Here is a 26,607-nt window from a genome sequence, read left to right as displayed (position 1 = left end):
AGGACTGCCTGCATTTATAACATTTTCCATAGCTCAGGGGCGATTAATCGAGGGAAAACATCCAGCGGAGGTTTCTCTTTCTTTCGTTTGTCATTGGTTAACACCGTAACAAGTTCGAGTTCTGGGACAATATATACATACTGACCCCCAAATCCTCGCGCGTAATAATAATGGAGATTGGGTTTGTCGTCTTCAGCAGCACTATCTTCGGCAACAGACCTTTCATTCGGATAGACATCGACCCACCAATGCCAAGCATAACTGCCGTAATTAGGTGGGCTGACTGTAATGAATGGCTGCGTAGAACGGGTAACGAGATGATTGGAAATGAGAGACTTCCCTTCCCACATTCCTTGCTGTAGAAAAAGCTGACCAAATTTCAGCAGATCTACGGGTAACATCTTAAGACCGAATCCGCCGGTGTGTACACCTTGGGGGTCGCTTTCCCATTCATAGTCCTTAATTTCAAGCGGGTCAAAAAGATAACGCTCTGCGAACGCGGCGACGTTCATACCTGCATTTTGCATCAGAATGGCGGATAGAATCTGTGATACTCCTGAATTGTACTCCATATGTGTACCCGGTACATGACTTAACCGTTGTTCCAACGCAAAATCCACCCAATGATCGGTACGGGTCATGCGAGGGAATGAATTTTGCCCGCCGAACTCATCCCAGTTGAATCCGGCTGTCATGGTGAGCAGTTGTTCCAGTGTAATCGCAGGTTTACGCGGGTCAGGATCGGATGTCAACTGTGGGAAAAAGGTAGAAATTGGAGCTGATGCCTCTGGCAACAAGCCTTTATCCATCGCTATACAGATGAGTGCGGACAGCACACTCTTGGTACATGAATTGATTTTTGCAATATCGGTCGCAGCCTCACGGTTGCGGTAGTGTTCGTACATAAGCTCACCGCGTACGCTTACGAGGCAGCTTCGCAGATCCAGCTGCGGAATGATATGTTGTAACTTGGATGACAGTGATGAAGGATTCATAGTGTCCTTTCTGTACGGTTGATTTGTAATAGAATTTTGTAGAAATAGGTGTCCATTATCTTAGCATACTCCCGAGCTAGGGCTCAACAATAGAAGAATTATATTACGTAACCTGAGACCAGAAGAGAATATTGTTCCTAAAGATTCGGAGTATCGATCTATTAATAAGGAAATTACAACTTATATCGAAAAATTCCAGAGAAAGCTTTCGGAGGGACTTTAAACAGTTGGAGATATTGTTTGATATGATGGATCAAATTCACTCTATACATTCAAAAGAGGCTTTTGCAAGTGGTTTCAAAATTGGGACGTTGATTAAGATCGAGAGTGGATACTCAAGCTAATATTTTGGTTTTTCACAACATGTAGTTATATAGTTAACCTCTTCCTATTTAACATTATGGAAGAGGTTTTTACTATCATGAACATGTCAATATAGGAAAAATATCATATGAAAAATGAACTATGTTAGTGCGTATTAAGGTTAGAAATGGTAAAATATCAATGCCTAAACATGGAACAAGTAGATGAAAGATAATAAAATATAGGAAATAGTGTAGAATCAGTGTTTTAGCAAAAGAACTTTTTAGTAAATTATAGTAATCTAATACTGAATTGAGGAATTGAACATGGCGATTATTGACGTAATTAAGTACGATGGCTCACCTGATGTGTTTGCTTGGAAACATCCGGAGACTGAATTGGGAACATGGACCCAGTTAATTGTGAATCAATCTCAACAAGCAATTCTCTTTAAGGATGGAAGAGCACTTGATATGTTTGGACCAGGAAGGCATACGCTGAGTACTGCGAATATCCCGATCTTGAACCGACTCGTTAACCTTCCGTTTGGAGGAAAGTCACCTTTTGCAGCAGAAGTCTGGTATGTCAATCAAGTTAGCGCATTAGATGTTAAATGGGGAACAGCGAATCCGATTCAGATCCAGGATCCCAAGTATAATATTATAGTTCCCGTAAGAACATTTGGACAAATGGGAATTAAAATTTCGGATTCACGAAAATTTTTGGTCAAGCTTGTGGGCACACTGCCTGAGTTTAACCAAGCTAATATGATTAATTACTTCCGCGGGCTAATTATCATGAATATTAACTCCACGTTGTCATCCTATCTAATACATAGAAAAGTTAGTGTTTTGGAGATCAATGCCTATATCGCTGAGATTTCAAGGCATTTCGCAGACACAATAGCTTCTACTTTTGAAGAATTTGGTATTGAGTTGATCAACCTCTATATTCACAACGTTAATCTGCCCGAAGAAGATCCTTCCGTCATTCGATTAAGAGAAGCGTTGGCGCGCAAAGCTGAGATGGATATTATTGGGTACACATATCAGCAAGAACGTTCGTTTGATACGCTTGAAGGTGCAGCGAAGAATGAAGGAAGCATGCAGTCAGACATCATGGGCGCAGGGCTTGGTATGGGCATGGGAGTTGGTCTGGGGGGGTCTTTCAGTAGCGAGATGTCTCAGATGTCTAAAGTGATGTCTACTAAGGAAACGCCTGCAGTAAGTATATGTAAGCAGTGTCATCATCCGAATCAGGAGAACAGCTCTTTTTGCAGCAAATGTGGCAATTCATTAGCCGAAAAATCGGTAACAACAACAGATTGCAACAATTGTGGACATACCTTGCCAAAGGGAACCAAATTCTGTCCTAACTGTGGTGACAAATACCATGCATGTCCTTCATGTGGGGCGGATAATGCGGAGAACGCATTGGAATGTATTCAATGTCATCAACCGATGCCTAACCCATGCCCAAATTGTAACCATATGAATTCCGGTCATACAAAATTCTGTGGCAACTGTGGCACAAGCTTAAGCTTGAAATGTAGTCGGTGCCAACATGAAGTAAAACCCGGCCAGAAGTTCTGTCTCGATTGCGGAAACAATCTGCAAGAAGGAGGACAGGCATAGTGATGGTAAAACGGAGCAATCTCCTGATTTTGGATGTCGTTTATTTAATATGCATGATAGTATCGTCAATCGTTTCTTTTACGCTGTTTAATCATGCGCTTCTATCGTTTTCTTTTTGGATGAATCTCGTTGCTTCTTATGTAGCGATTACGGCTATTTGGATCTACGCACGGTTCATCATGCAAAATATGGATCGGTTTAAACGATTTGTTCCAGGTTACACAGCGTTAGGTGTAGTATTGGTTATTTATCTAATTTGTGTGATGATCTACACGTTGTTGACAGGTTCAGCAGATCATGCGCTTCGTTGGTTCGTATTGTTACACACTGTAACGATTGCGATCGCAATTATTTTGTGCGGAATCATTATGATCTATATTCAGAGTGTGCGCCGTCATGAAACAGATGAACATACAAAAATCGCAAACTTACAATTAATCGAAAAAGCTTTACAGCAATTGCTTCATACCATGGTGCAACAACCCGTCCTAACTGTGGAAGAGGAGCGCAAAACCGTTCAATCATTAATTGAACTTGTAAAGTATAGTGACCCAATCACTCCGGATTCACTTGAGAAAAATGACCGCCAGATCCTGCTGGACATTGAATTGATGAACAGTGAACTTGCAAATCAGTACGAAGCAGGGGAATTGGTAAATAGTGAACGTTTTGCTTCGCAACTATCCCAGTTAAAGTTCCGTTTGAAAGAGCGCAATCAACAGATCATGACAAGCAAATCATAAATTGCAGGAGGAAACGCGGTGAAAAGATTTTTTGGAATTATATTCATTATCCTTTCGTCTCTGACGATCTTGTTATCTTTAATATTAATATCCGAGGGAACAGAAACGGCCATTATCAGTACGATAATTCTTTTTATCCCTGGGGTTATCGTACTTGTTACGGGAATTAAAATGTGTGGTCGACCTAAATCTCGTTCTAACACTGATCAATACCATCATTACGATTCTAATGATAATCAATATTACGAAGATCAGCATAATGAGAAATATGACGAGGCACCTCAAGAATCTGTAGCCGTGAATTGTTCAGGGTGTGGAGCCAAGGTAAAGGTATATCCTACTTTGTCTGCGGATTGTGAGTATTGTGGAACGACAATGAGAATTTCGTAGTTGTAGCTAACATAAATACACTTTAATAGCTTTTACAGATACCTGTAGTGTATACCGCCAGGTATAGGGTGTTGTTTTTGGGGAGGAATCAGATTGAGGAAGTTTTTCGGACTCATTTTTATGGTGTATGCAATTGGCACACCCATTGCTTTTTTCAATGCTGACAATCACAAAAGTGGAGATCTATTTGGCATAATTGGAGTTATTATCATTGAATTTTTATTTTTGTTTTTTGGCATTAAATTGCTTAGGAAAAAACGTGTTAAAAAAAAGCGTGGCCCGGAACGAAAGTTTTATGGGGGAGACTATGGAGGTCATCTTGATCGCGAAAATGCGAATCCGCATACTTATTCAAGTTACAATAGCAACACCGTGAGTTACAGTAGTCATAATACAATTAACTATACAGAGATCAATTTCTCGGATAAGGAAAACGCTGAAGAGAAAGCCGAACAAAAAGTTGAAGAGCCACAAAGGCCTGTTTCATTGAGTTGCCCCGGATGTGGGGCGAAGGCAAAAGTACTTCCTAAGCAATCAACGGACTGCGAGTATTGTGGAACAACAGTTGTAGCAACTTAGAACGGTTTAGAATGGATACGAGAAAGGATTAAGCCTGATTCCTATGGAGTTAGGCTTTTTATCTCCTCAATTTAGAATCTAAAACTCTGTCTTAATATGGTCTCGATAATGAAACGTTTCGAATTTATATTTATAAATGTTCTTTATTATAATAAGTGTTTGTAAGCGTTTTACTTTTCTTGTTTACGGAAATGGGAAATTTATGATAACATATACACGAAACGTTTCGAATTCATTTGAAGGGAGAACATCATGAAAAAAGTAAAACCATTCAGCTTCATTTTAACTTTTTGTCTGTTGGCTAATTTAGCTTTAACTCCTATGGCCTCAGCAGGTGACTCAAGCAATTTAATTGGATTTCGAGCAGAATTGAAAGCGATTGCATATAAGACCTATTCGTATTTTGAGGACTATACGGATCAGAACACCGGCTTGACTTACGATGAAGTTCGGCTCACTGAAAAAGGGACAGAAGAAGCTAAACGTACCTCGCCCACAAACATCGCCATGTATATGATGAGCACCGTTTCAGCGCAACAATTGGGTATCATTTCGAAGAAAGAAGCTGTACATCGCCTGCAAACGACTATCAATTCCCTAGAAAAGTTAGAAAAGTGGAACGGCCTATTTTATAACTGGTATAACACAGATGACGGATCAGTGAAGAAAGATTGGGGACAATTTATTTCTCAAGTCGATAATGGCTGGTTATCCGCTGGTTTAATTGTTGTTGGGCAAGCCTATGAAGAACTTCATGGGGAAACAAGCAAGTTGGTTAAAAATATGAATTATACTCCGTTATATGATCCTGAAGTCGGTCAATTCCGCGGAGGTTACGATGTCGCTAAAAGCGCGTTGACGGATCACCATTATGGGATGTTTTATACAGAACCCCGTGTAGGAAGCTATATTGCTATTGGGAAAGGTGACGTTCCCCAAGATCATTGGTGGAAGATGTATCGCACATTACCTCAAGAATGGGATTGGCAAGCTCAGATTCCTCAAGGGAAATCCGTTAAGTACGATGGAGTGGATGTGTTTGAAGGAAGTTATGTATACAAGGATAAAAAGTTCGTGCCAAGCTGGGGAGGTAGCATGTTTGAAGCTCTTATGCCCGGTATGGTCATAAAAGAAAAAGAGTTGGGTACTCAAGCTTTGGGATTGAACAACCAGCGTCATGTCGAATTGCAGATCGAATACGCCAAAGAAAAAGGCTATGCCGCATGGGGCTTTTCACCTTCTGCAACTCCGACAGGTTACAGTGAGTTTGCAGCAACGCCGTTAGGTACCTCAGGTTACAAAGATGGAGCAACGGTAACAGCACACGCAACATTCCTTGCCCTGGATTATGCCCCTGAAGCTGTTCGAAAGAACATTAAAGCTTTAAAAAACTTCAAAATGTTTGGCAAGTATGGGTTCTATGACTCAGTCAATGTTGAAACGGGAGAACTTGCAAAAGCTTATCTGGCACTGGATCAAGGGATGATTATGGTGTCGATCACCAACTATCTTCAAGATGGCGTTATACGCGATTATTTTCACAGTGATGTGATAGGGCAGACGCCAGAAGAATTATTGAAAAAAGAAGTTTTTTCCATTCAATAAAGGGTTGCTTTAGATTAGAGCAAGTTCACTAACGAAATGGGATGAAGATAAAAAGATGGGCGGAACGAAGCAGGGTATCAGCATGCTTCGTTCCGTTTTTGCGTTTACCATTGATAATGAAGTCGTATCGTTTAGATTATGGAATTTACGTTACAGGTAGTGGTGAAGACAGGGTGATCCCCCGATCACCGACAGTGTATCCGGAAAAAGAAAAGGTATTGTACAACCTCGGCTGGAAGCTGGCGGCCATCCTACACGGAGCGGACGCCGCCTTACTCGAAACGTACAATGAGGAGCGCCGTGCAGTGGCTCAATCAGTGATGCCCACTAGCTCCATAAATTGTGAGAGAGCACTTGTCATGTACGAGTCACGTCGTCTTATAAACACCGTGGGCACTTTTCCATACGATTCTGGTAATGGATGACAGCTAATTTTCCCCTGCGCTATGCGTGATTCAACCATAGACACGGGTAAAACAGTGACTCCTAGCCCGTTCTCGACACATTTAAGGACACCCTCTAGTGTGCCATATTCCATGACCTTCATAGAAGCATAACCATTGTCCTCTAGCCATCGCTGCCAACGTCCCAAATAGATGCAATGGGCGAAAGACGAAAGCAGTGGTTCATGTAAAATCGATTCTAATTGAAAGGCCTCGGGAGAGAAACTCGTAATCAAAACTAGAGATTCTTCAAAGACAGGGTATTCAACAATCTCCGGATGAAGAATTGGTCCATCCACAAATGCACCGTCTACCTTATATTCGAGAATGGTACTTACTTGATCTACGGTAGGTGCCATATATAAGCTTAATTCTACTTGTGGAAATTTCTTGTGATATTGTGTGAAGATCAATGGCAATCGTGTAGAAGCAGTTGACTCCATAGCTCCAATGCGCAAGGTTCCCCGCGGGGCAGATGAAAGCTTAACTGCCTCAATCGCTTCCTCGAAATCATAAAGCAACTTGTTTACATGCGGCAACAGCTCATGTCCTGCAGGCGTTAAGGATACCTTCTTATGATATCGATATAACAGAGGAACGCCCAATTCTTGCTCAAGACGTTGTATTCGTGCAGTAACGTTGGACTGTACATAATTCAATTTCTCAGCAGCCTTGGTGATGCTTTGTTCAATGGCTACTGCCTTAAACACTTCCAAAGACCTAATATCCAAAACAGCCCTCTCCTTTTGCATCACATATTATGATGATCTATATAATTTTATTTAATTTTACGTGATGCATTATAGGATGTAAACTTAATGAATCAGAGGGATTAACACCATTGCGAATGGGTTGATTATCTCGTTATCGGATAATGAGGAGGGAATCTCATGATGATTTCAAAGATCAATATACAAGATAATTTTATGCGAATCCATGATTATTTTAATCCCAGAATAAGTGGAGAGCTGAATGACTCTTACGTAAAAATGGTGAAGATAAAGGGAGAATTCATTTGGCATCACCATGATCACGAGGACGAAATGTTCTTTGTATGGAAAGGGAGACTACTCATCAGATTGAGAGACGGTGAAATAGCTGTTAACGAAGGAGAGTTTGTGATTATACCTAAAGGTATTGAACATCAGCCAATTGCTGAAGATGAGGTCCATTTATTATTAATCGAACCAAAAACTACACTAAATACAGGAAATATAGTGAATGAACGAACCGTTTCAATCCCTCAACGGATTTGATGAACCGCCGCTTTTACATGAATTATTTATGCTTATTTTGAATCAATAGTCTAGCCTTAAAGCCTCAATAAAAAGGAGTGTTTAATATGAGTTACCAGCCTATTAATTTTAATGAGAAATTATCTAAGTTCAATGAACATTGGTCTCCGAAAGTTATTGGTGAAATGAATGACTACCAGTTTAAATTGGTTAAAATCGAAGGGGATTTTGTATGGCACGATCATCAAGATACCGATGAGGTGTTTATCGTGATCAAAGGGGAGATGTTTGTCTATTTCCGCGATGGCCAAGTAAAGATTTCCGAAGGTGAGATGTTCATTGTACCGAGAGGAGTCGAACACAAAACGTTTGCACACCAGGAATGTCATATCATGATGGTAGAGCCCAGGGGAGTAGTAAATACTGGGGAAACCGAGTCGGAATTAACAGCAGTCAATGATATTTGGATATAATGAAGTTGATGAAACAACACAAACATACTGGCAGGATACAATAATATTTTTCCATTGAAAGTCGCTTAGATAGCGGCTTTTTTTTATTTTATCCCTATTCACTTGCCAGGAATTTGGATACATCATTCACAATAAAGGGTACCCGTAACCTCTAGATTTTTATTGGTAGTTATCGAGATCCTTTAGAGAAGATTTCTTCTTCGTATTTAATACCTCAAATGCTTCTGTCAAAAAATCCATGGTATGCTTAGGTATCAACGACTCATAGGGTTTTACATTTCTATAAAGTTCTTCGTTCTTTTCTTCGTTATTGAGAATCAGATGATTTAATTGGGTATCTGCAATGATGTCTTTCAACTGTTGCTGTATGGAAGGATGATCTGGTTTAAGATCGTGTATGGTAGCTCGATGGACAAGCAATAGCAAATTGTATAATTGTTCATCCAAGTAAGTTTGCTTAGAGACATCCTCTGGGAACACCTTTTCAATAATATCCGTAGAAACATACTTTTGAAACAGCTTTTTTTGGTCCTCCTCAACATGCATCGAGTTCATAAGTAGCATGAGCAATTCTGAATTTAATTCATTGAATTGATCTTTTTCCTTTAACAGTTTTATTCGTTTAATTAATGCTAAAGAACAATCAATAGCTTTTCTCCTATGTTTAAGCGATTGTTCTTGAACTCTAATTATTTCATCAAAAGAATATTGTGGATCTTCAAAACCGGCTTTAATCTCGTTTAATGAAAGTCCTAGACTTTGTAATAATTGGATTTCATGCAGCCTTTTAAAATCCTCATTTATATATACATAATGATCATTTTCGTTCTTTTATGAGGGAACCAATATGCCAAGTTGTCGATAATGTCTTAACGTACGAACTGTTGTGTCCGCCAGCTTTGCAAATTTACTCACTGTTAATCGCATCTAACTTCCCTCTTTTCAATTCACATAATCATTTCCTGTACTTTCTTTCCAGAAAAATTCTAATAGAAATATTATAAATCACATGGGCAAGGATTGGTGGAATTAACGACCCTGTAAAATAAAAAAGTAGTGCAAAAATCAAACCATTTACAAACACAACTATAAGGACACCTGTAGCTCCTCTATATTGAGGAACATGTATTATCCAGAATAGAAAAGTGCTTATTAGAATGACGAGCCAATCCACGAACAAAGAATATCCAATAAATAATCCGATCAGGACACCTCTAAAAAAGAATTCTTCAAATATACCACCTATCGCCGTTAAAGCTATACCACTTGGTTGGATCATTATTTGTTTAATCATATCTGACCCTCGGTTTTAGGAGTTCTGTTCTTGTTCTGATAAATGTAATTAGAAATGGCAACATTTCTCCCCACTTAAATAAACCAATAAAAATAAATCCAATAAATAGAAAAACTGGTTGCGTTAGTAATGCGATCAACAGTATTTTGTAATGTTCCTTTGCATGGGTCTCAGACATAATGAAAACTCCTTTATCACATTTTTTTCATTGTAGATTGTGACGTAGCGTCCTCCGCAACAGCTTTTTTTTATCAAAGTATTGATCAGTTACTCATAACAAACGTTGAATTCTTGCTCGGTGATCACAATATGTTTCTTTTGCAACGTGGAGGAGGTTCGTAATTCACATATGTACAGCCTTGCTCCATCTGCAACCATCCACATCAGGGTTGGACGAAAAGTACCGCAGTAGCGCGGTTTTACCCACCCTATTCGTGACAATGCAGAACCTACATATTTACCGTGTCATCGTCGTTACACTATACTTCGAATTGTAAGCGTTACCAAAAAGGGAGTCAGCAAGAATGCAAAGCAGCAACATAACCGTAGGTAATGAAAGACATAGAAAGGAGTGAGAGAGTGAAGGAGAGTCACACAGTAGTATCCGTAAATCCTTCATTGAAGAAGAACTCCCTTGGCAAGAGAATTTGGAAAAACTGGGAGCTTTATCTGTTCATGCTTCCCGCGTTGTTGTATTTCCTTATTTTTCATTATGGTCCGATGTACGGCATTCAGATTGCTTTTAAGAATTTCGTACCTTCAAAAGGAATTACAGGCAGCGAATGGGTTGGTTTTGACCATTTTGAACGGTTCTTCAATTCTTATTTTTTCTGGGATCTGCTCTGGAACACATTCAGTATCAGCTTCTATGAACTTGCCATCGGATTTCCGCTGCCTATCATATTGGCGCTGGCCTTCAATGAAGTCCGCAACGGCCCGTTCAAGAAATCGGTCCAGACGGTCACCTATGCACCCCATTTCATTTCTGTAGTTGTCATGGCAGGTATGATCATTACCTTTTTATCACCCTCAAGCGGAATGATTGTCAGGTTCATCGAATTCATTGGTCTTGAACCAGCACAGTTTCTGACTGATCCTGCATGGTTCAAGACGGTGTATGTATTCTCCGGCGTCTGGCAGAGCACCGGGTGGGGAACCATTATTTATCTCGCAGCCCTGTCTGGCGTAGATCCCCAGCTCCATGAAGCAGCCATTATGGATGGAGCAAGCCGAATTAAACGGGTGCTTCATATCAATCTGCCGACGATATTACCCACGATTACGATCATGCTGATCTTGAATATGGGTAATATACTGGGTCTTGGCTTCGAGAAGATTCTGCTGCTGCAGAATTCACTCAATATGGAAGCATCCGATGTAATTTCCACCTATGTATACCGCGCCGGATTGGTGAACGCTCAGTATAGCTTCTCTACGGCTGTCGGATTGTTCAACTCGGTAGTCAACGTTATTTTGCTTGTTACAGTCAACCAGATCGCCAAACGCACCAGTGAGAACAGCCTCTGGTAGAAAGGAGTTGAAGTCTTTGGTTACTGCGATGAAAGAATCCAGGGGGGACAAGCTTTTTCTGATCAGCACTTATATTTATTTAGGTCTTTCACTGCTGGTTGTTCTCTATCCGCTCATCTATATTCTCAGCGCTTCAATCAGTTCGCCGCAGGACGTCAATTCGGGAGCGATGTGGTTGTTTCCGAAGAATGTAACATTGGACGGCTACAAGCTTGTATTTGAGAACCCGAAGATATGGAGTGGTTACTGGAACACCATTATTTACACAGTTGTGGGCACTCTGCTCAATCTCGCCGTCACTCTACCGGCCTCGTATGCGCTCAGCAGATCTGATTTTGTCGGGCGCCAGTTGTTCATGGGCCTCATTCTGTTCACGATGTTCTTCAGTGGCGGAATAGTGCCGACGTATCTGCTGGTTAAAAACCTTGGACTCATGAACAGCATGTGGGCATTGATTCTGCCGGTGGCCGCTTCGGTCTGGAATATCGTCGTGGCCCGCACCTTTTTTCAGACGACCATTCCGAAAGAACTTCAGGAAGCAGCGCACATTGACGGCTGTACGAACCTAAAGCTGTTCATTCGCATTGTTCTACCGCTGTCGGCACCGATCGTAGCCGTTATGGCCCTGTTCTATGGGGTTAGCCACTGGAACAGCTACTTCCCGTCCCTGATCTATTTAAATGATGAAGCGAAGTATCCGCTGCAGATGGTTCTGCGTCAGATCCTTGTTCTTCAGGAAATGACAGCGGAAACGACGGGCTCATCCATTAACGGCGAGGTGGCGACCGCCATGAATAATAAGGCAGAAACGGCATCCCTGATTAAATATGGAGTCATTGTTGTCTCCACACTGCCCATCGTGGCAATTTATCCGTTCCTACAGCGCTACTTTGTCCAAGGGGTCATGATAGGCTCTGTTAAAGGCTAAACAGTTAAAATGTGATGAAAAATCAAGGGAGGAATTATAAATGCCAACCACAAGCAAGCCATGGAAGCTCCTGCTATCTTCGGCTTTAGTTATTACATTACTGGCAGGCTGCAGCAGTTCAAACGAAGGTGAAGCGAACAACAATCTCGGAAAAGTCGCTGTGAACAATGAAGGTTTCCCGATTGTTAATGAACCCGTTACTCTGTCGCTTATGGCACCAGATGTAGGAATTCAGAACTGGGAGAACATGGCGGTGCTTCAGCAGATGCAGGAGAAGACCGGTATTACGCTGGAATACAAGAATGCACCGAAGGATAGCTTCGAAACGAAGAAAAATCTGGTGCTCGCCAGTGGGGATTACCCGGATATCCTCTATGCAGCCGGTTTGACAACTGCAGAGCAGATGAATTACGGAGAGCAGGGTATCCTCATTCCACTGGAGGATCTGATTGAAGAGTATGCTCCGAATTTTAAGGCGCTGTTGGAGGAGAATCCAGATGTCCGTAAATCGATAACTGCACCGGACGGGCATATCTATTCCTTGCCAGTAGTAGAACTTAGCCAGCACTGGTACCGCAATCCGATGTGGTATAACGGGGACTTTCTAAAGGCGCTGAATATCGATAAACTCCCTGAAACGACAGAGGAGCTGTATACCTATCTGAAACGTGTGAAAGAGGAAGATCCCAACGGCAATGGCATAGCCGATGAAATTCCGATTTCCTCGGTGACAACACCCGCTGCGAACCTCCGCGATATCCGTACATGGCTACTTGGTGCCTTCGGCATTTATGAAGAAGAAATTTATGTGGATGATGCGGACAAGGTGCATTATACACCACTTGAAGAAGGTTACAAGGAGTATTTAACTTATATGAACCGCCTGTGGTCTGAAGACCTGCTGGATCATGAGAGCTTCTCACAAACAGCGGAGCAAAAGAAGGCCAAAGCACAGAACAATCAAATCGCCCTCTTTTCGGACTGGCATGCCTACATGAGCAAAGGTGGAGAACCTTCGACGGCAGATCCGATGTTTGCACCTGTCCACAGTGAATCAGTTGCTGCTCCAGCTATTGCGAAGAACAGGGGGATTACAAGCGGCGCCTTTGCTATTACGCAGAGCAATCCTGCGCCGGAAGCCTCTATGCGCTGGGTGGATTATCTCTATTCGTATGAAGGTGCCATGTTCTTCAATAAAGGTCCAGAGGGCACTCTATGGGAGTACACAGACAAAGAGAACCGGGTCAAACGTTACTTGCCGGTACCCGATGGTAAGGAAATGGAAGATTATCGGGCAACTCTGACACCTAACTACGGCATTCCCGCTCCAACCCTGTCCATGGATGATATTAATAAGGGGCTGAAGACAGACTTTGACCTCTGGGTAGAGCAGGAGACCAAACAGAAGCTTCTCGATAAAGGCGCACGGATTCCGTTTCCCACTCTGTTCCTTACCGTGGAAGAGCAGACAGAAATCAGCAGCCTGAATTCTGATTTGAAGACATATGTGAATCAGATGGAGGCGAAATTCATCACTGGAGCCGAGCCGCTTACGGGCTGGGACAATTATGTGGCAACGGTCAAAAAAATGGGCGGAGAACGTATGGTTGAAATCAACCAGGCTGCCTATGATCGTTGGGAATCCAACTAATCAGGTCCATGCGAAGAAAGTTGCTGTTAAAAATGAGATATAAGGATACTACGCGTCCCTGAACATTAAATGCAGGAGGAATAGACATGCAAATCACGAGACATCCGAATAATCCCATTGTTGTCCCGGGCGACTATGAATGGCGTAAGGTTACGGTTTTCAACCCTGCGGTCATCATCGATAACGGTAAATTTTATATGATTGAGCGCACTGCTGGTTCCCTAACTCCATGCAAAAATTATTTGGGTCTGCTAGAGAGTGAAGACGGGGTGAACTTTACCCACGTGAAGGATGAGCCCATTGTGACGCCAGACATGCTGGGATTCCCTTATGGTAGTGTACAGGACCCGCGGATTGTCAAAATTGACGGAACCTTCTATTTGAACTACGCCCTTCGCCCCTGTGCTATGAGTTACTATCCTACCGGGGCAGGCGTCCCCCTTCGCTCTATTCCGAAATATCCGGATGGATGGGGGGACGAGGGGGGACATTGGCTAACCCGGTCCTCCATTTTGAAATCAAATAATCTGCTGGACTGGGAGTATGTGGCGGACACGACACCTCTTGATATTAATGACCGGGACAACATTCTGTTCCCCGAGAAAATAGGCGGTAAATTCGTACTGCTGCGCCGCCCTGAGGAATATGTGGGAGAAGCCTACGGTACGGATAAGGCGGCCATGTGGATTACCTACTCCGAGGATCTCGTGAACTGGGAAGAGCCCAAGCTGCTCGCTACCGCGCAGAACCTGACCTGGGAATCGCGGAAGATTGGGGGCTCTACGCCCCCGATACGTACGGACAAGGGCTGGCTAGTACTCTATCATGGCGTCGATGAGGACATTGTCTACCGTGTGGGGGCCATGCTGCTGGATTTGGAGCAGCCTGAGAAAATCATTGCCCGGACACATCATTTTATTATGGAGCCAGAGACGTATTATGAGAAATTTGGGTTCCAGATCCCAAATGTCATCTTCCCAACCGGAAATGTGGTCAAAGATGGACTGCTCTATATCTATTACGGGGTAACAGATACGGCGATTGCACTCGCAACTGTTCCGCTGGATGAGCTGGTAGAGCACATCCTCCAGGAAGGGCAGTAGCAAAATAAACCATAAAGTGAAGCTGTATCTTCAAATACATGAATGCAATACAGAAAGGGCGGAAACTGTGCCAACTTAAACAGGTCTTTTCGTAGTTACCCCTCTCAAGGCATGTTCCTTGCGATACTGCCCTGGTGTCAGACCGATTTCTTTTTTGAACTTGCGGATGAAATTTGGCGCATCCATATAACCGACCTGCTCGATAATTTCTTTGAGCGGTGCGCTAGTATTCTCCAGCAACCGCATGACTTCATCCACACGCCGCTGCCAGATATATTGTGAGAAATTGCTGCCGGTCTTCTCTTTGAAGCTCCGACTTAAATAAGAAGTTGAAATGGCAAACTTAAGAGCTACATGCTCCAGACTGAGTGTGTAGTCTGCAAACTGTTGATCCACGTAAGCCAGAACGTCGTCCATTAATGTTGACTCGCTTGTCTTCGTATTTAGCTCCACCTGCGCGCAAATGTCAGCGGCCAGACTGAGCAAACGAATCTCCAGCTCTTCAAGTGTTTCGAAGGAAGTTAACTCCGGCATATTAGCGAAGACTTCGTTCATACCAAGCTCGGAGGCGGTGCGTAGAAAAGCGTTCAGCAGATCGAAACAGATGCAGCGCAGTAGATGAACCTGCAACGGCTCGTCTTGGATCGTATGAATGGTATCGGCAATCATTTGGACAGCTACTGATTCGTTGCCCTGCTTTAGACTCTGCTCCAGTTTCAGCATGGATTTGCGCGGAATCCAAAAGCTCTCGGAAGCAGAAGGATTCAGCTCTGCAAGCTGCTCGAAATAAGTCACCTGACCGCTGCGCCGGATGATCCGGTGCTCCAGAGCTGCAGCGGCTTCAATGAAGGATTGGTTAAGCCGGGCCAAGTCGCTATAGGCCATGCCGACACCTATACTCAGAGATAGTTGCGAGCGCTCGCGGATCACCGTTTGAATGGCTTCAATCACCTGTTCCAGTTGGCTTTGAATCGGCTTGTCCGCATCGCCGGGAAGTGAAATAATCAGGGCAAACTGGTCCTTGACCGAGAATTCTACACCGAAAATCTGAGCATTGGTACCTGGAAGACACACATTGCTGAGTATATCCTGCAACAGATGCCGTTCCTGCCAGGACATGTCGTCAGACAACGTATCATCCCAAGACAATATAGCCGAGAAATAGAGCCCTTGTCCTTGAGGATGCCGGAATCCGGCGCTCAGGATCATTTGCTCAATCTCCGGATCATCCGGCTTGCCGTGCTTGAGTAACAGCAACATGCACTGATTACGGACGAAGGGCTCCTGAAAATCAATTTTTGCACTGTAATTGTGGAGCGTCTGTCGTATCCATTCCCATTCATTGCGCAGCTTGGAAGCATCATCGCCGCTGCCTTTCATCTTGTCCATCAAATCCCTGATCGGATGGTACTGCCGTTTGGCTAGCAGCAGCGCAGCAGCTATGCCGGTAATGACTGTAATACAGAAGACGATCAAGATCAGGGTCTGGACATGGGCGACACGGCTGAAGAATTGGAAGCTTGGCATTGTGGTCACATAGGTCCAGCCATTTTCTTCAGATTGTACAGAAACAACGGAGTATTGTTCTCCATCCATCTTCAAATTATGAATACCGGGCTCAAGTGTAGCTAAATGCTCAATTTCGTTCTGGGGAAGGCTGATGCCATGGCTATTCGCGGTCAGCACCTCTCCGGAGGGACTGAAAATATAACTGCTTCCTGAGAAATCACTCAAAATCGAATCCATGACCCCCGTAAGGTTGGATTCTTTCATTAAATAAACAACGGTCCCATATGGAAACGGGTCATTCGGTTTAACGGGCACAAGCATGACAAGCATCGACTCCATTCGGGAATTAACCTTCACGTTCTCAGCGGGACGGACCAGGGGCTGCCTGGTTTCATTCAAGTCCTGCCGCAATTCTTCCGGATTCCAATGCTCGAACTGATAGAGACTATCAAAGGTGACATCAAGATTAGCCAGACCGCGGTATGAATAGATGTTGGAATCGTTATGGAAATAGAGGAGCAGATCCTCTGCAATGCTGCTGCTAGCTTTGTAATTGGCCAGCGCCTGAATCGCCTCCAAGCTATAATAGGGATGCTGTACCATATAAGGGGTCAGGTGTTTGTCATAGGCGATTCTCCCCGCTATTTCCTGAAGTTCATTCATGCGGTTATCTATAGTGCTCTTCACCTGGTTAAGCTGATTGACATTTGATTGTTCAATCTCTACACGCAATCCTTTGACAGCGTTTTCATATACAAAAATAGTTACACCTGTCAGAGGGATAAGAAATATGAGAATGTAAGAAAAGGCATATTTCAGCAGAAGCCTTGATTTGAAATGATTCCAGCTGAACCTGAATCTGTTGAGCAAGGATGGCTTGAGTGCCGAATTTGCCATGAAGCAGTCCCCCAGTGTTAGATATTCGAATTAAAAATAGTGTTCTCTTCTGGATTACACTTGTGCTAGTATAAACATTATAACATTATAATCTTTAGAATAAAGTAGCTCATCAGGCTTATTTTTGCCTATTTGGAAGTACAGATTTCATGAATCATTTTTTGGATTTTGCCTGTATACCGGGGTTGAAAAAGGAGATGGGATGAGTGGGCACAGAGAATGTGCTGCGCAATCTGCAGCTTGTTGATGGGCGAATTATGGATATCGCCATTCAGGACGGGATCATCACCGCCATTACACCGCCAGGACAGGTTGAAGGAGAAAATGAGCTGGATTGTTCAGGGTTATATGTGTCTAGTGGGTGGATTGATCTGCATGTGCATGCCGTCCAGGAGCTTGATCCCTATGGCGATGATATCGACGAAATTGGTGTGAAGCAGGGGGTAACAACGCTTGTAGATGCTGGAAGCTGCGGTGCAGATCGAATTGGAGCTTTTTATACCGCAAGACTACAGGCTGCTACACAAGTATTTGCTCTGTTAAACATTTCAAGCATCGGGCTCGAACGGACGGATGAACTGTCACAGTTGGAATGGATTGACCAGGCCAAGGTCCTGGAGGCGGCAGCGGCTTATCCTGATTTCATTGTTGGTCTGAAGGCCCGCATCAGCCAAAGTGTCGTCAAAGACAGCGGCATACAGCCACTCAAGTTGGCACGCACACTCTCGGAAAAAACGAAGCTTCCACTCATGGTTCACATCGGTTCTGCTCCGCCCGCGATCTCTGATGTGCTGGAGCTACTACGGTCTGGCGATGTAATCACCCATTACCTTAATGGCAAGTCCAACAATCTGTTTCATGCGGACGGCACACCGCTGCAAGAACTACTGGATGCAGCTGCTCGGGGAGTTCAACTGGATGTGGGGCATGGCACAGCGAGCTTTTCCTTCCGGATTGCAGAACAGGCCAAGGCTGCAGGCATTGCGCTGAATACAATCAGTACGGACATTTACCGAGGCAACCGTATGAATGGTCCGGTATACAGTATGTCGAATGTGCTGACGAAATTTCTGTACCTCGGCTACAGTCTGGAAGAGGTGATCCGTGCGGTTACAAGAAGTCCAGCGGAGTGGCTCGGTAAGCCGGAGCTCGGGCAGATTAGGGTGGGACAGCAGGCGAACCTGACTTTATTTTCCCTGGAAGCAGGCGAAAAGCAACTTAAGGACTCGGAAGGTGATGTCCGGGTCACGCAACACTATATTGAGGCTAAAGGAGTCTTTGCTAATGGGTCACTCATTACAGGCTAAATATGGATTGAAGCGTGTTATTAATGCCAGTGGAAGAATGAGCATCCTTGGCGTTTCCGCACCAACGGATTCAGTCATGGATGCGATGAAACAGGGCGGACAGCAGTACGTGGAAATTGCGGATCTTGTGGACAAATCCGGAGAATATATTGCACAGTTACTTGGTTCGGAAAGCGCGGTTGTGGTGAACTCCGCATCCAGTGGTATAGCGCTGTCAGTGGCAGCCATTGTGACTGCCGGAGATCCACGTCTCAGCCTTCGTCTGCACCAGGAGCCGATATTAAAAAATGAAATTATTATGCTAAAGGGCCATAATGTGCAATATGGAGCGCCGGTCGAAACCATGATATTCCTTGGCGGCGGCCGGGTAGTAGAAGTCGGGTATGCCAATGAAGGCCGTAAGGAACATATCGATCAGGCGATCGGTGAACACACTGCAGCCATTTTTTATGTTAAATCCCATCACGCTGTCCAGAAGAACATGATTTCTGTGGAAGAGGCATGGGAGGTTGCACAGCGTAGAGGGGTGCCGCTGATTGTTGATGCGGCAGCGGAAGAGGATCTGCACAAATATATCCAACTTTCGGATCTGGCCATTTACAGCGGGTCGAAAGCTATTGAAGGCCCTACTTCCGGCATTGTCGTCGGCAAAAATAAATACGTGGAGTGGCTTAAGGTACAGCTACACGGGATTGGCCGCAGCATGAAGGTCGGCAAAGAGACCATTTTTGGGTTACTTCAAGCGCTAGAGGAATACCAGGACAAAGCGGATAATAGTGAACGAGAGAAGCAGACGCTGGAGGCTCTTCAGCCACTGGATAGACTTCCTGGTGTTTCGGTCCGCATCGTGCAGGATGAAGCCGGCAGATCGATTTTCCGGGGACGTGTCCAGATTGATTCCTCTCTTGCTGGGGTGGATGCGAAGAAAATGAATGACCAGCTACGTGAAGGTGCAATTGCGGTATATACCCGAGACTATGGCGTCAAGCAGGGTTATTTCGATATTGATCCAAGGTCGCTACAAGGGGATGATACGCAGGTCATCGTCAGCAGAATACATGAAATCGTGGGAGGTAAACCAGAATGAGTCATATTCAGCAGTGTCTGTATAGGAACAGGGCCGCAATTAATGTATTGGCCGGGAGTATCGGGAACGCCAAGGATGTGTACGAGGCTGCGGAAGGATATGTACTTATTGGTGTGCTCTCCAAAAATTATGCTACGTCGGAAGAAGCTGTAGTTGCCATGACTGAATATGGTCAGGCTATTCAAGATGCCGTATCTATTGGACTCGGGGCCGGAGACAGCCGTCAGGCTGCAGTTGTGGCGGAGATTGTCGCCAGCTATCCGGGAAGCCATATCAATCAGGTATTCCCGGCAGTCGGGGCAACCCGTGCCAATCTGGGACCTAAAGATAGTTGGATTAACTGCCTGGTATCTCCATGCGGTCAGCCAGGTTATGTAAATATATCGACTGGCCCCATCAGTTCAGTAACCACTCCGCAGGCCATTGTTCCGGTTCATGCCGCCATTGCACTGGTTCGTGACATGGGAGGGAACGCGCTCAAATATTATCCGATGCAGGGGTTGAAGCTGGAAGAGGAGTACCGTGCTGTTGCCAAGGCTTGTGGAGAAGCGGCTTTTGCTCTGGAGCCTACAGGCGGAATTGATCTGGACAACTTTGGACCCATTCTAGAGATTGCACTTCAGGCAGGCGTACCTCAGGTTATACCACATGTCTATTCTTCAATTATTGATTCACAGACCGGGAGTACGAACGTACAGGATGTCCGCAGCCTGCTCGAAACAATGAAATCGCTGGTGGACCGATATGCCTAGGGTTGCTGCTTTTGGCGAAGTGATGATGCGGCTGCAGGTTCCGGGCTACGAAACGCTGGTCCAGAGCAGCAGGCTGGAATATTCTTTTTCCGGTAGCGGGGTGAATGTAACGGCAGCATTAGCCAGATACGGCCATTATGGCGCTCTTATTACGACCTTGCCGGAAACTCCGGTGGGCGAAGCGGCTATCGCTTATCTGCGCAAGCTTGGGGTGGATACCTCTCTTATTAGGCAGGGCGGTAAACACCTTGGGATGTACTTTCTGGAGAATGGCTTTGGAGCCCGCCCTGGCAGAGTTACTTACACAGACCGGCTGGGCAGCAGTTTCAATACCGCGGACGCAGACAATTATGATATGAAAGATCTTGCCTCCCGAGTCGACGTTCTTCATTTATGTGGCATTACGCTGGCTATGAATGATGGCGTGCGCAAGCAGATGAAACGACTTGCTGAGGAAGTGAAGAGTGCTGGGGGCAAGGTTGTGTTTGATTGTAATTACCGTCCTACGTTATGGGGGACAGATGGTTATGTCAAGGCCCGCCCGCATTATGAGGAACTGCTGGGGCTGGCAGATCTGGTGTTAATGAATGAGAAGGATGCGAAGTGTATTCTTGGCATCGGAACCGGAGAATATGATAGAATAACACAGATGAAGCAAGCGATTCCTGAAGTTGCACAGCGATTCGGAATCGGAACGGTAGCAGGAACTCACCGTGAGATTAACGCTGACCACACGCATTCCTTGACAGGATATATCTATCATCAAGGTACGTTCGTATTTTCCCGCAGGCTGACGTTCCCGGTGTATGACCGGATCGGTGCCGGCGATGTATTTGCTAGCACCATCATCCATGGGGAATTGCAGCAATATCCACAGGAACATACGGTTAATATGGCAGTGGCGGCAGCGATGCTGGCCCATACCACTCAAGGTGATACAGCGCTTTTTACCGAGAATGAGGTGCTCCGGGCGCTGTCGGACCATACCTCAGATATTGAAAGGTAGTGAACAGTGAGTGTCTCTGAAGCGCAAGCAAGGTCCTTTATATCAGCAAATCCAAAAAATTCTCAAAGATCGGATTCTACATGGCGTATATCCTCTCGGAAGCATCATCCCCTCCGAACCGCAGCTGGAGAAAGAATTTGGCGTCAGCAAAATGACAGTCCGCGGTGCGGTCCAAGAGCTGTCCCAGGAAGGTTACGTGCAGAAAAAAAGCGGTGTTGGGACGATTGTGTTGCGCAATACCTCTCATCAGAAGCTCTCAAAGGGCAAACGGTTTACGGAGCTGCTCGTAGAAGAGGGCCATAAGCTGGAAAAGAAAGTTCTGAATTCCCGTTTACTCACCAATGATACCGGAACGGAGGAATATGGTCGCTACGGGCCGTATTGCCAGCGGATTGAAAGGCTTTACATTCTTAACGGACAACCTTATATTCATCTGATACACTTCTTGGCAGCAGCTGCATTGCCCGGCGGAGGCATGGAAGAGATGAATGGAGACATTCAATCGCTGTATGACTCACTGGAGGAGAACAACATTTTGCTGGAGAACTTCAAAGACCGTTTCTTTGTGGAGCTGGCAGCCCCTGAGGTATGCCAACTACTGAATATCCCCCCGGGGACGCATGTGCTTAAGCGCCTCCGTAACTCCTTCGACGGAGAAGGCAGATTAATTGAGCACAGTATCGGCTGTTATAACACGGAACTTCATCATTATCTGGTTAGTTACGACACTTGAGGTCGGGGGTGCCAAAGAGGGTCCAGCCATTTTCATAACAGGACCCTTTTTGCGTAAACTAGAAATCCCTCAAACGATCAAATACCTCATATAATTCCTCGTGATTAACTTCTACCGAATCATCTTGACGCAGTTCCAAACTCTGCTGTAACTGCTCTAGCAACGCTGCTAGAACAACATAAATCTCTTCCCGCTCAATAGTTTCAATAAAGCCGGTCTTGGCATCCATCTTGTTGAAGGTCTGTGTGTAGTTCTCAACCATGGAGACGAGTTGTTTGTGCATAGCTTCCTGATTGTTAAAATCTTGACTTAACTGACGTATTTCCTTCAAGCACTGCTTGTACAATTGAGCTGCTTTTTGGGCGTGAGCTGCCTTAATGTGGTCCCGCCCATCCCAATCCCGAAACGGATTGTTCAGGTTCTCCGCAAGCCATTCGGGTTTGCGTGCTTTGGTGATTTCCATATCAAGTCCGGCAGCAGCGGATTTTTTATATCTTGTTTTGATTGATTTGGCTGCATCGGCAGGCAGGCTGGTTAGCCACAGCGTAGCCAATTTTGGAAGTTGCTCTGGATCAGGGAATTGTTCACCATTGAAACCGAACAGGTCATATGTAGTGAAGGTCTGCAGATTTGCCAAATGCTGAATCGAATCTATATGGGATACATTGCCGGGTTTACCCCACAATCGTAACTCTGAAAGCTCAGGATAATACTGCACAAGTGGCTCCAGATTGAGTTCCGTGATATCTCTGATATACAGACCTTCAAGTCGTGAGATACCCGTAACCTGTGGCAGGCCCGATGGAACATTGAGAGTGATGCATTTACCGTCTTCATAAGCCACGATACGCAGATCAGGAGACACCTCTCCTGTGAAATTCAGACTCTTCATCTTTGTGTTCAAAATTAACTCCTTTAACCCGCGGGCATCCACAATAAGTTTGGTTAAGTGACTGTTGCTGATATCCAGCGTCGTTTGACCATGATGTATGATATGAAGTTCATTAATGAACGGGTTGTCCTCTATAAATGGAAAGATCGATTCCGTATATCCTTCCATTTCAATATGTGTCAGACAAGGTAGTTCTGCGAGTTCGGCTACATCTTCAGAAGATTTAGGGCTGAAATCGCGGAGTGTACTCGTACTGCGCCGCATTACACGATCGCCAACCATCACTTCTTCGTCCTCATCCGCAGCTTGTTTGAACTGCGCTCTTCGGGTCGCATCGATACCATCCCATTCACGCTGGAGATAGAGACTTTCTCCGATCGGCCAGCCTCCGCCATACGTATTTGTTTCCTCGATGTAGAGAGGAGGGATATTGCCTGCAAGTACATACCGTGAAGGAACATTAGCACTCACGAAACTATGGGCAAGTCGATCATGCCAGAAATAGAAGTTACAGATCAGCGGTTTTATCTGATGAAGCTGCATTTCATTAGGCAGTTGATCACCAGTCCAATCCAACTGAAGGACGGAGGCAAGCATGTCGGAAGTTTTACCCTCCGTTTCTTTCAGTCCAGTTACCTGGCAGGCGGTATATTGTTGTAATTTTTCGACGTACACGCAGTATACATCTCCAACATTAGGGATCATGTTATGCTCCTTTCGTTTTGCACCAATCGATGCTAAGCTACTTGTAAACCAAGGATTCTGCAGAACTAATAATAGATGAATTATATCAAAGTCACTCAGAGACTACCATTTTGGATAGAGTCGAATAGGCTTGAATACTTTTATAAAAAGGAACGATGTCTATGGATACAAGTATGAGCCGTAACAAAAAACTGGGTGAGTTCTTGAAATCACGGAGAAGCCGCATTCAACCGGAACAAGTTGGATTGTCAGGATCTTATGGACAGCGAAGAACACCCGGTCTACGGCGGGAAGAAGTAGCGGTATTGGCTGGTGTCAGTGCAACGTATTACACGTGGCTCGAACAGGGTAGGGAGTTGGCGGCTTCACGAGAAGTGATGCAGAGCATAGCGAATGCGCTCCGTTTAACCCTGGAAGAGAAGAGTCATCTATTTGACTTATGGGACCCTAATACGGAACATGAATTCCTTGCTTCGTATTCGCAACTGGAGCCAGGTTGGCAGAGTATTATTGGCCAGTTGACGCATCCTTCTTTTATTACCAATGAACGTTCTGAGATACTTGCCTGGAATGAAGCAGCTGATACGAACCTCTTTAAATTCTCGTCGATGAATATGGATGAGCGTTTAATGATGCGGATTTTGTTCTTAGATGCAACGCTCAGGGAGCGTATGCACAATTGGGATGAATTCGCGCGGCACTCGGTAGCTGTTTTCCGTACGTATTATGATAAGTATCCGAGTGACCCCGAATTTACCAGAATCGTGAAACAATTGAGTGAAGAAAGTGTGGACTTCCGAACGATCTGGAACCTGCACCAAGTCGAATTAAAACAAGTCAATCGTGTGCTGCTTGAAACGACGGATCGGGCAGATGGTGTTGTGCATGCATACGATATCTATTCCATGAATAATCTGAACAGCCAATCAGGCATTCATTGTTGTATTTACGTTCCTGTTGCCATATAGAAAGTTAATCAAACTGGTAATTTCTTTACTAGCATAAACAGAGTGTGGTTGGGGTCTCGGGAGTGAAATAGAATGAACTCAAGTTCATACGTTTCTAGTTAACGTTTCTATTTCAAGATGAAAAGAGGGAGCCTCATGCTCAAAACAAGAACGTTAGGCAATGACAAATTACGTATATCTGGGCTCGGCCTGGGTGTGATGATGATGCCGGATAATGACGAATCGGTACATACCATTCAGGGTGCGCTGGATGCAGGAGTTACCATGTTTGATACGGCGGATCTGTACGGAGAGTATGAAAAACAGCGATTTGGAGGGAATGAAAAACTGCTTGGACGCGCGCTTCAAGGTCGAAGATCCAAGGCAATCGTTGCCACCAAATTTGGTATAACACACACGCAGGGCCCCAAGGGAGATCCAGCCTACATCAAAAAATCAGTAGATGCGAGTCTCTACAATCTGGGAATGGATTATATCGATCTGTATTATCAGCATCGTCCTGATTCGAATACACCCATTGAAGAGACGGTAGGCACACTTGCCGATCTGGTTCAACAGGGGAAGATTCGATATATTGGTTTGTCCGAAGCGCCAGTAGAGATCATTCGGCGTGCACATGCTGTTCATCCGATTACAGCGTTGCAGACTGAATATTCATTATGGAGTCGAGAGCTTGAGGATGAGATTATGCCTGTCCTGCATGAATTGAACATTGGCTTGGTTCCATACAGCCCATTGGGACGGGGCTTCCTGACAGGTCAGATCCGTTCTATAGACGATTTGCCGGAAGATGATTATCGTCGTCACTATCCGCGTTTCCAAGGTGAGAACTTTCAGAAAAATTTGGAGGTTGTTGGATTGATCCAAGAGATGGCTAAGCAAAAAGGATGCACGGTCTCTCAACTTGCTCTGGCCTGGTTGCTTGGAAAGGGAGAACATATCGTTCCGATCCCGGGGACTCGGAACTTGGAAAGAGTTCACGAGAACTTAGGAGCGCTACAGGTTTCGCTTACGGATGATGAGATGAACCAGATAGATCGCATATCACCCCAGGGCATTGCAGCCGGAGGCAGATTCCCTGGTCAAGTCTAGTTTGTTTATACATGATTCTAAGAAACCTAATGTTCAGGATTAAAAACAATATATAACATGTGTCAACGGTATTATCTTTCTATTCTCCGGCATACAGTACAACAATGAGGTGTATGCCCAAGGAGGAGAAATGATCGTATGATGAATCCGATTTTACAAGCCCCGAATGTTCCGCTGGCAGCCGATTCCAATGCGGTTGTCAATTATCAGAGGGATTCACGCAACTATGTAACCCAGTTGTTTGGAGAACAGCTGCCGACCATTGCGAATGGTTTCTTCAACGTGTACTTAAGCAAAGGAATCATTGTGCAGCCGCACTGGCACACCAATGTCACGGAGATGGTTGTGGTCATCACTGGTGAAGTTACAGCGTCAGTCTTCAATCCGTTTACGCGTGAACGATTGACATATCGTCTGAAACCAGGGCAGGTTGTGGTATTTCCGAAAGGCTGGTTTCACTGGTTTGTCGCTGAGACAGATGATGTATATGTATTAACCATCTTTGATCAACCAACGCCTGATATTGTGTTTGGAGCGGATTTCTTGGCAGCTACACCGCCGGAGGTGGCTCACCGCGCGTACTGTTTGGATGAAGAGGCATATGCGAGAGCTGTTGCGTCTATTAAAAATGATGCGATTCTAGGCCCACCAATAGGATGTGATACGCAGGTTTCTGATCAATCGACTTCACCTTCCAAGACGTCCGTGTCACCATCCAATAATCTGAAATCTTAATTCAAGATTCCTTATTTA

At 44.6% G+C, this 26,607-nt stretch carries 27 protein-coding genes and 1 pseudogene; 21 read left to right on the top strand and 7 right to left on the bottom strand.

What is annotated here, in order from left to right; genetic code table 11:
- Positions 1 to 14 precede the first annotated feature (14 nt).
- Positions 15 to 995 (bottom strand): serine hydrolase domain-containing protein, encoded by a 981-nt coding sequence (locus tag J2X75_RS11110; protein WP_310336397.1) that lies wholly within the window; start codon positions 993 to 995, stop codon positions 15 to 17.
- 97 nt (positions 996 to 1,092) lie between these two features.
- Here J2X75_RS11110 and J2X75_RS30360 point away from each other — a divergent pair.
- The 7 genes and pseudogenes from J2X75_RS30360 (at position 1,093) to J2X75_RS11080 (ending at position 6,674) form a co-directional block, all read left to right on the top strand.
- A pseudogene (locus tag J2X75_RS30360) lies at positions 1,093 to 1,339 on the top strand (DUF6809 family protein).
- A 285-nt stretch (positions 1,340 to 1,624) separates the two neighbouring features.
- Complete coding sequence (locus tag J2X75_RS11105; protein ID WP_310336395.1) at positions 1,625 to 2,932, top strand: SPFH domain-containing protein; 1,308 nt, start codon at positions 1,625 to 1,627, stop codon at positions 2,930 to 2,932.
- Complete coding sequence (locus J2X75_RS11100) at positions 2,932 to 3,675, top strand: hypothetical protein (protein WP_307535078.1); 744 nt, start codon at positions 2,932 to 2,934, stop codon at positions 3,673 to 3,675. Before J2X75_RS11105 ends, J2X75_RS11100 begins: the two co-directional genes overlap by 1 nt.
- A gap of 18 nt (positions 3,676 to 3,693) precedes the next feature.
- Positions 3,694 to 4,065, top strand: a complete 372-nt coding sequence (locus J2X75_RS11095; RefSeq protein WP_310336390.1) for a hypothetical protein — start codon at positions 3,694 to 3,696, stop codon at positions 4,063 to 4,065.
- Positions 4,066 to 4,158: 93 nt separating this feature from the next.
- Positions 4,159 to 4,644, top strand: a complete 486-nt coding sequence (locus tag J2X75_RS11090; RefSeq protein WP_310336388.1) for a hypothetical protein — start codon at positions 4,159 to 4,161, stop codon at positions 4,642 to 4,644.
- A 252-nt stretch (positions 4,645 to 4,896) separates the two neighbouring features.
- Positions 4,897 to 6,249, top strand: coding sequence for a glucoamylase family protein (locus tag J2X75_RS11085; protein WP_310336386.1), 1,353 nt, complete (start codon positions 4,897 to 4,899; stop codon positions 6,247 to 6,249).
- A 41-nt stretch (positions 6,250 to 6,290) separates the two neighbouring features.
- Positions 6,291 to 6,674 (top strand): FAD-dependent monooxygenase, encoded by a 384-nt coding sequence (locus J2X75_RS11080; protein ID WP_310336384.1) that lies wholly within the window; start codon positions 6,291 to 6,293, stop codon positions 6,672 to 6,674.
- On the opposite strand, the gene J2X75_RS11075 is transcribed toward J2X75_RS11080, so the two are convergent.
- Positions 6,560 to 7,423, bottom strand: coding sequence for a LysR family transcriptional regulator (locus tag J2X75_RS11075; protein ID WP_310336381.1), 864 nt, complete (start codon positions 7,421 to 7,423; stop codon positions 6,560 to 6,562). The genes J2X75_RS11080 and J2X75_RS11075 overlap by 115 nt on opposite strands.
- Positions 7,424 to 7,585: 162 nt before the next feature.
- On the opposite strand from J2X75_RS11075, the gene J2X75_RS11070 reads away from it, so the two are divergent.
- Together J2X75_RS11070 and J2X75_RS11065 are read left to right on the top strand one after the other, a co-directional pair.
- Positions 7,586 to 7,948, top strand: a complete 363-nt coding sequence (locus J2X75_RS11070; RefSeq protein ID WP_310336754.1) for a cupin domain-containing protein — start codon at positions 7,586 to 7,588, stop codon at positions 7,946 to 7,948.
- Between the two features lie 86 nt (positions 7,949 to 8,034).
- Entirely contained in the window at positions 8,035 to 8,400 is a 366-nt protein-coding gene (locus tag J2X75_RS11065; RefSeq protein ID WP_310336378.1) for a cupin domain-containing protein, read from the top strand.
- A 159-nt stretch (positions 8,401 to 8,559) separates the two neighbouring features.
- Here J2X75_RS11065 and J2X75_RS11060 read toward each other — a convergent pair whose 3' ends face one another.
- From J2X75_RS11060 to J2X75_RS30350, 3 genes are all read right to left on the bottom strand, one after another.
- On the bottom strand, positions 8,560 to 8,955 hold the full coding sequence (locus tag J2X75_RS11060; protein ID WP_310336375.1) for a hypothetical protein: 396 nt from the start codon (positions 8,953 to 8,955) through the stop codon (positions 8,560 to 8,562).
- A 276-nt stretch (positions 8,956 to 9,231) separates the two neighbouring features.
- On the bottom strand, positions 9,232 to 9,327 hold the full coding sequence (locus J2X75_RS30355; protein ID WP_366344209.1) for a MerR family DNA-binding transcriptional regulator: 96 nt from the start codon (positions 9,325 to 9,327) through the stop codon (positions 9,232 to 9,234).
- A 28-nt stretch (positions 9,328 to 9,355) separates the two neighbouring features.
- Positions 9,356 to 9,679, bottom strand: coding sequence for a CPBP family intramembrane glutamic endopeptidase (locus J2X75_RS30350; RefSeq protein ID WP_397383527.1), 324 nt, complete (start codon positions 9,677 to 9,679; stop codon positions 9,356 to 9,358).
- Between the two features lie 567 nt (positions 9,680 to 10,246).
- Here J2X75_RS30350 and J2X75_RS11055 point away from each other — a divergent pair.
- The 4 genes from J2X75_RS11055 (at position 10,247) to J2X75_RS11040 (ending at position 14,906) form a co-directional block, all read left to right on the top strand.
- Positions 10,247 to 11,224 (top strand): ABC transporter permease, encoded by a 978-nt coding sequence (locus J2X75_RS11055; RefSeq protein WP_124116319.1) that lies wholly within the window; start codon positions 10,247 to 10,249, stop codon positions 11,222 to 11,224.
- 16 nt (positions 11,225 to 11,240) lie between these two features.
- On the top strand, positions 11,241 to 12,152 hold the full coding sequence (locus tag J2X75_RS11050; RefSeq protein ID WP_124116320.1) for a carbohydrate ABC transporter permease: 912 nt from the start codon (positions 11,241 to 11,243) through the stop codon (positions 12,150 to 12,152).
- 40 nt (positions 12,153 to 12,192) lie between these two features.
- Positions 12,193 to 13,803: an extracellular solute-binding protein gene (locus J2X75_RS11045; protein ID WP_310336369.1), complete on the top strand. Its 1,611-nt coding sequence runs from the start codon at positions 12,193 to 12,195 to the stop codon at positions 13,801 to 13,803.
- Between the two features lie 86 nt (positions 13,804 to 13,889).
- On the top strand, positions 13,890 to 14,906 hold the full coding sequence (locus tag J2X75_RS11040; protein WP_310336366.1) for a glycoside hydrolase family 130 protein: 1,017 nt from the start codon (positions 13,890 to 13,892) through the stop codon (positions 14,904 to 14,906).
- A gap of 75 nt (positions 14,907 to 14,981) precedes the next feature.
- On the opposite strand, the gene J2X75_RS11035 is transcribed toward J2X75_RS11040, so the two are convergent.
- A complete protein-coding gene (locus J2X75_RS11035) occupies positions 14,982 to 17,312 on the bottom strand; it encodes a helix-turn-helix domain-containing protein (protein WP_310336364.1) in 2,331 nt (776 codons plus the stop codon).
- Between the two features lie 257 nt (positions 17,313 to 17,569).
- Between J2X75_RS11035 and J2X75_RS11030 the strand changes: the two genes are divergently transcribed.
- Genes J2X75_RS11030 through J2X75_RS11010 form a run of 5 tightly spaced genes read left to right on the top strand, consistent with a single transcriptional unit; the run spans position 17,570 to position 22,197 of the window.
- Positions 17,570 to 18,619 (top strand): amidohydrolase/deacetylase family metallohydrolase, encoded by a 1,050-nt coding sequence (locus tag J2X75_RS11030; RefSeq protein ID WP_310336752.1) that lies wholly within the window; start codon positions 17,570 to 17,572, stop codon positions 18,617 to 18,619.
- Complete coding sequence (locus tag J2X75_RS11025; RefSeq protein ID WP_310336361.1) at positions 18,597 to 19,706, top strand: DgaE family pyridoxal phosphate-dependent ammonia lyase; 1,110 nt, start codon at positions 18,597 to 18,599, stop codon at positions 19,704 to 19,706. Before J2X75_RS11030 ends, J2X75_RS11025 begins: the two co-directional genes overlap by 23 nt.
- Entirely contained in the window at positions 19,703 to 20,458 is a 756-nt protein-coding gene (gene dagF / locus J2X75_RS11020) for a 2-dehydro-3-deoxy-phosphogluconate aldolase (RefSeq protein ID WP_307535109.1), read from the top strand. The genes J2X75_RS11025 and dagF overlap by 4 nt, the downstream gene beginning before the upstream one ends.
- Positions 20,451 to 21,464 carry a sugar kinase gene (locus J2X75_RS11015; RefSeq protein WP_310336357.1) on the top strand — a complete coding sequence of 338 codons (1,014 nt, stop codon included), beginning with the start codon at positions 20,451 to 20,453 and terminating at the stop codon, positions 21,462 to 21,464. Before dagF ends, J2X75_RS11015 begins: the two co-directional genes overlap by 8 nt.
- A gap of 10 nt (positions 21,465 to 21,474) precedes the next feature.
- Positions 21,475 to 22,197 (top strand): GntR family transcriptional regulator, encoded by a 723-nt coding sequence (locus tag J2X75_RS11010; RefSeq protein WP_310336355.1) that lies wholly within the window; start codon positions 21,475 to 21,477, stop codon positions 22,195 to 22,197.
- A gap of 58 nt (positions 22,198 to 22,255) precedes the next feature.
- Here the strand turns inward: J2X75_RS11010 and J2X75_RS11005 are convergent, their stop codons facing one another.
- Positions 22,256 to 23,794, bottom strand: coding sequence for a hypothetical protein (locus J2X75_RS11005; protein WP_310336353.1), 1,539 nt, complete (start codon positions 23,792 to 23,794; stop codon positions 22,256 to 22,258).
- A 161-nt stretch (positions 23,795 to 23,955) separates the two neighbouring features.
- Between J2X75_RS11005 and J2X75_RS11000 the strand changes: the two genes are divergently transcribed.
- The 3 genes from J2X75_RS11000 (at position 23,956) to J2X75_RS10990 (ending at position 26,589) form a co-directional block, all read left to right on the top strand.
- Positions 23,956 to 24,762 carry a helix-turn-helix transcriptional regulator gene (locus J2X75_RS11000; protein WP_310336351.1) on the top strand — a complete coding sequence of 269 codons (807 nt, stop codon included), beginning with the start codon at positions 23,956 to 23,958 and terminating at the stop codon, positions 24,760 to 24,762.
- Between the two features lie 135 nt (positions 24,763 to 24,897).
- On the top strand, positions 24,898 to 25,854 hold the full coding sequence (locus J2X75_RS10995) for an aldo/keto reductase (RefSeq protein ID WP_310336350.1): 957 nt from the start codon (positions 24,898 to 24,900) through the stop codon (positions 25,852 to 25,854).
- Positions 25,855 to 25,992: 138 nt separating this feature from the next.
- Complete coding sequence (locus tag J2X75_RS10990; RefSeq protein WP_310336348.1) at positions 25,993 to 26,589, top strand: cupin domain-containing protein; 597 nt, start codon at positions 25,993 to 25,995, stop codon at positions 26,587 to 26,589.
- The last annotated feature ends 18 nt before the right edge of the window (positions 26,590 to 26,607 follow it).

The sequence above is a fragment of the Paenibacillus sp. 2003 genome, from assembly GCF_031455635.1.
GTDB lineage: Bacteria > Bacillota > Bacilli > Paenibacillales > Paenibacillaceae > Paenibacillus > Paenibacillus amylolyticus_B.
The sequence above is the reverse complement of the archived record's forward strand: the minus strand, read 5'-3'. Positions and strand labels throughout refer to the sequence as shown.

Coding starts and splice junctions, on each gene's coding strand:
- J2X75_RS11105 (WP_310336395.1), top strand. CDS start 1,625: ATGGCGATTATTGACGTAATTAAGTACGATGGCTCACCTGATGTGTTT.
- J2X75_RS10990 (WP_310336348.1), top strand. CDS start 25,993: ATGATGAATCCGATTTTACAAGCCCCGAATGTTCCGCTGGCAGCCGAT.
- J2X75_RS11005 (WP_310336353.1), bottom strand. CDS start 23,794: ATGATCCCTAATGTTGGAGATGTATACTGCGTGTACGTCGAAAAATTA.
- J2X75_RS11080 (WP_310336384.1), top strand. CDS start 6,291: ATGAAGATAAAAAGATGGGCGGAACGAAGCAGGGTATCAGCATGCTTC.
- J2X75_RS11085 (WP_310336386.1), top strand. CDS start 4,897: ATGAAAAAAGTAAAACCATTCAGCTTCATTTTAACTTTTTGTCTGTTG.
- J2X75_RS11035 (WP_310336364.1), bottom strand. CDS start 17,312: ATGGCAAATTCGGCACTCAAGCCATCCTTGCTCAACAGATTCAGGTTC.
- J2X75_RS11060 (WP_310336375.1), bottom strand. CDS start 8,955: ATGAACTCGATGCATGTTGAGGAGGACCAAAAAAAGCTGTTTCAAAAG.
- J2X75_RS11000 (WP_310336351.1), top strand. CDS start 23,956: ATGGATACAAGTATGAGCCGTAACAAAAAACTGGGTGAGTTCTTGAAA.
- J2X75_RS11040 (WP_310336366.1), top strand. CDS start 13,890: ATGCAAATCACGAGACATCCGAATAATCCCATTGTTGTCCCGGGCGAC.
- J2X75_RS11015 (WP_310336357.1), top strand. CDS start 20,451: ATGCCTAGGGTTGCTGCTTTTGGCGAAGTGATGATGCGGCTGCAGGTT.
- J2X75_RS11030 (WP_310336752.1), top strand. CDS start 17,570: ATGGATATCGCCATTCAGGACGGGATCATCACCGCCATTACACCGCCA.
- J2X75_RS11070 (WP_310336754.1), top strand. CDS start 7,586: ATGATTTCAAAGATCAATATACAAGATAATTTTATGCGAATCCATGAT.
- J2X75_RS11045 (WP_310336369.1), top strand. CDS start 12,193: ATGCCAACCACAAGCAAGCCATGGAAGCTCCTGCTATCTTCGGCTTTA.
- dagF (WP_307535109.1), top strand. CDS start 19,703: ATGAGTCATATTCAGCAGTGTCTGTATAGGAACAGGGCCGCAATTAAT.
- J2X75_RS30350 (WP_397383527.1), bottom strand. CDS start 9,679: ATGATCCAACCAAGTGGTATAGCTTTAACGGCGATAGGTGGTATATTT.
- J2X75_RS11110 (WP_310336397.1), bottom strand. CDS start 995: ATGAATCCTTCATCACTGTCATCCAAGTTACAACATATCATTCCGCAG.
- J2X75_RS11025 (WP_310336361.1), top strand. CDS start 18,597: ATGGGTCACTCATTACAGGCTAAATATGGATTGAAGCGTGTTATTAAT.
- J2X75_RS30355 (WP_366344209.1), bottom strand. CDS start 9,327: ATGCGATTAACAGTGAGTAAATTTGCAAAGCTGGCGGACACAACAGTT.
- J2X75_RS11055 (WP_124116319.1), top strand. CDS start 10,247: ATGAAAGACATAGAAAGGAGTGAGAGAGTGAAGGAGAGTCACACAGTA.
- J2X75_RS11065 (WP_310336378.1), top strand. CDS start 8,035: ATGAGTTACCAGCCTATTAATTTTAATGAGAAATTATCTAAGTTCAAT.
- J2X75_RS10995 (WP_310336350.1), top strand. CDS start 24,898: ATGCTCAAAACAAGAACGTTAGGCAATGACAAATTACGTATATCTGGG.